The organism is Nonomuraea sp. NPDC049784, from assembly GCF_040659615.1.
In the GTDB taxonomy this organism is placed as follows: domain Bacteria; phylum Actinomycetota; class Actinomycetes; order Streptosporangiales; family Streptosporangiaceae; genus Nonomuraea.
Map to the genome: position 1 here is coordinate 1 of NZ_JBFAMX010000892.1, position 3,118 is coordinate 3,118.

The 3,118-nt window shown below is 71.9% G+C and carries 4 protein-coding genes; 1 reads left to right on the forward strand and 3 read right to left on the reverse strand.

The genetic code is table 11. The features are described 5' to 3' along the window. Nucleotides 1–16: 16 nt before the first annotated feature. Nucleotides 17–307: a hypothetical protein gene (locus AB0J09_RS60530; protein ID WP_360712908.1), complete on the reverse strand. Its 291-nt coding sequence runs from the start codon at nt 305–307 to the stop codon at nt 17–19. 12 nt (nt 308–319) lie between these two features. Then, nucleotides 320–1,399, reverse strand: coding sequence for an exo-alpha-sialidase (locus AB0J09_RS60535; protein ID WP_360712911.1), 1,080 nt, complete (start codon nt 1,397–1,399; stop codon nt 320–322). Between the two features lie 140 nt (nt 1,400–1,539). Here AB0J09_RS60535 and AB0J09_RS60540 point away from each other — a divergent pair, with 140 nt between their 5' ends. Beyond that, a complete protein-coding gene (locus tag AB0J09_RS60540; RefSeq protein WP_360712914.1) occupies nt 1,540–2,337 on the forward strand; it encodes a helix-turn-helix transcriptional regulator in 798 nt (265 codons plus the stop codon). On the opposite strand, the gene AB0J09_RS60545 is transcribed toward AB0J09_RS60540, so the two are convergent. After that, a partial coding sequence (locus AB0J09_RS60545; RefSeq protein ID WP_360712917.1) for a hypothetical protein occupies nt 2,334–3,118 on the reverse strand: 785 nt, incomplete at its 5' end. The two genes, AB0J09_RS60540 and AB0J09_RS60545, sit on opposite strands and share 4 nt — an antisense overlap.

The following is a 3,118-nucleotide window of genomic DNA, read 5'->3' on the forward strand; positions in this document are numbered from 1 at the left end:
GCGCGTACGGCGGGGCTCAGACCAGCGCGGGCGTGACGTAGATCTCCGCGCCAGGGGGCAGGGCGCAGTCGAGGTCGCCGAACCCCGTGGCGTTCTCACCGCACACGATCATGCTGATGTGCCTGCGGATGAGCCCGTACTCGTCGCGCAGCCGCTCCTCCAGCAGCGGATGTGTACGGCGGAGCATGTCGAGCGCCGACCCCAGGGTGGGCGGGGAGTCGCGGTCGGCGGCGACGGCGAAGACCTTGACCTCCGTGCGCCCGCTCACCCACCGCCGCAGCATGCCCGGGAGCACGAAAACCACCATGGTCACCATGGCCTAGAGCACCGCCGCGCGCACCGTGAGCACGTCGGGCAGGTGACGGCCGACCAGCGACCAGGTCTCGCCGTCGTCGCGCGAGCAGTGGACCTCGCCGTCGCGCGTGCCGAAGAAGAGCCCCGCCTCCGACGCGGTCATCGCGTCACGCAGCACGCTCCCGTGCACGGGCGCCTCGGGGAGCCCCGCGCCGAACGGCCGCCACGTCTGGCCCGCGTCGTCGCTGCGGAAGACGCGGTAGCGGTGGTCGACCGGCGTGCGGTCCATGTCGGCCGTCAGCGGCAGCACGAAGACCGTGCCGGGCCGCGAGGGGTGCGCCACGATCGGGAAGCCGAAGTCCGACGGCAGCTCCGAGCCGATGTCGTGCCAGCTCCCGCCGAAGTCGTCGCTGCGGTAGACGCCGAAGTGGTGCTGCAGGTAGAGCCGCTCCGGCCGGGAGGGGTCCATGGCGACCTTGTGCACGCACTGCCCGAACTCCGGGTATTGCTGCCCCTCGGGCATGAACGGGGCCCGGATGTTCTGGTTGGCGGCCTCCCACGACCGCCCGCCGTCGGCCGAGCGGTAGAAGCCGCCGGTGGAGATCGCGACGCCCAGGGTCTGGGGGTCGGTCGGGTGGAGGACGATCGTGTGCAGGCAGAGGCCGCCGCCGCCCGGCTGCCACTGCGGCCGGTGCGGGTGCTCCCACAGCCCCTCGATCAGCCGGTAGGTGACGCCGCCGTCCTCCGAACGGAACAGCGCGCCCGGCTCGACGCCCGCCCAGACGACGCCGGGCTCGGAGGGTGAGGGCGCGAGCTGCCAGACCTTCGTCAGGGTCGTCTCCGTCTTGTCCGGGAAGGCGACGGGCGGCTGCTCCGCCTCGCCCCATGTCTTCCCGAGGTCATCCGAATAGACGACGGACGGACCGAAGTGACCGTATTCGATGCCGGCCAGGAGCCGGGGTGTGGTGCCGCGGGTGTCGATCGCCACCGACGGCACCGCGACCGTGGAGAACTGGATCGGCTCGATCTCGAACGGGCCGCCGCCGGTCGAGCGGGCGAGGAACAGGCCCTTACGGGTGCCGATCGCGAGGACTGCGTCACTCATGGCTTCGCTCCTTCTCGTCGTGCGGCCATCGTGCCACGTAGGACCGACAGGTTCTGAGGACTGGGAGTTTTCCTCCCACAGGAGCCGCATTACCTGGCGGGTAATCGAGACGCTTCCCTCCAAGCGATAGCGTTCCGGGCATGGGAGCTGTAGCCATATATGACGAGTCTTTTGGGGATCTGCTGCGTTCGTGGCGGCAGCGGCGGCGGGTGAGCCAGCTGGACCTGGCCATAGAAGCCGACGTTTCGGCCCGCCACATCAGTTTCATGGAGACCGGGCGCGCCCGGCCGAGCCGCGAGATGGTGATCAAACTGGCCGAGGAGCTGGAGGTGCCGCTGCGGCACCGCAACAGGCTGCTGGTGTCCGCCGGGTTCGCGCCGGTCTACCCCGAACGCGAGGTACGCGCCCCTGAGTTCGGGGTCGTGCGCCAGGCTCTGGACAAGATCCTGGCCGGGCACGAGCCGTATCCGGCGGTCGTGGTGGACGCGGCGTGGAACCTGGTGGCGGCCAACTCCGCGGCCGCGATGTTCATGGACGGGGCGCCGGCCGAGCTCCTGAAGGAGCCGATCAACGTGATGCGGCTGTCGCTGCACCCGCAGGCGATGGGCGGCCGGCTGCTGAACCTGGCCGAGGTCCGGGCCCACCTGCTGCACCAGCTGCGCAGGCAGGCCGAGGTGTCCGGAGACGGGCGGCTGGCCGAGCTGCACGATGAGCTGGCCTCGTACACCTATCCGGGGGTGGACCTGAACGTGGCGCACGTGCCCGGCCCCGCGGACATCCTGGTCCCGCTGCGGATCGCGGCCGGTGACCGGGTGCTGTCGATGTTCACCACGATCGCGACGTTCGGCACGCCGGTGGACGTGACGGTCTCCGAGCTGGCCATCGAGACGTTCTGGCCGAACGACGAGGAGACGGCCGCCGCGTTCCACAAGGGTTAGCGGGCCGTCGCGGGGAGGTCTGGCACCTCCTCGCCGGCCGCGACGGGCGCGTCGATCGCGAGCGGGGCACGGCCGCCGCCGCTGATCGGCAGCCCGCCCGTGACGGTGTAGGTGCGCACGTCGTGCGCGCCGCCCTCGGGGGCGGCCGCGGCGGTGAAGGCCACGTAGGCGTTGCCGCCGGGGACGACCGAGGTGGAGATGTAGTCGCCCGCCATGCGGCCGTGCGCGGTGTTGGCGAGCCAGCCGAGCTCCATCGGCCCGTGCAGCTCGGCGGGCCGCGACCAGCTCGCGCCGCCGTTGTCCGAGGAGGTGTAGCCGATCGTGAGGCGGCAGGTGGCGGCCGTGCAGTCGGCGGACGGGTAGCGGTAGTAGGCCAGCGCCAGCCTGGCGGTGGCGCCCGAGCTGTCGCGGTCGACGCCGAGGCCGGGGATGAAGTGGTCCCCGCCGTCGTTCGTGACGCGTGTGACGTGGCTCCACTCGTCGCCGGTGGCCGAGGCGCTCATGACGATGTCGTTGCCGGCGCAGCTGAGCTGGAAGCGGCAGTCGTGCCAGGCGACGTACACGGTGCCGGCCGCGTCGGTCTCCGCCGACGGCAGCGGCGCGGCCCGCAGCCCGCCGCCGACCGTGTGCCGCCGCACGGTCGCGACGAGCACGCTGTCGCCCCAGCTCGCGCCGCCGTCGCCGGAGCGAAAGGAGCGGATCTGCTGCTCCCCGCTCAGGTACGGCACCACGACGGCGCCGTTGGGCCGCACCACCGGCTGCCCGCCGAGACCGGTCGCGG

Excerpts from the sequence above, each read along its gene's own strand:
- AB0J09_RS60530 (WP_360712908.1), bottom strand. The coding sequence starts at position 307 with ATGGTGGTTTTCGTGCTCCCGGGCATGCTGCGGCGGTGGGTGAGCGGG.
- AB0J09_RS60535 (WP_360712911.1), bottom strand. The coding sequence starts at position 1,399 with ATGAGTGACGCAGTCCTCGCGATCGGCACCCGTAAGGGCCTGTTCCTC.
- AB0J09_RS60540 (WP_360712914.1), top strand. The coding sequence starts at position 1,540 with ATGGGAGCTGTAGCCATATATGACGAGTCTTTTGGGGATCTGCTGCGT.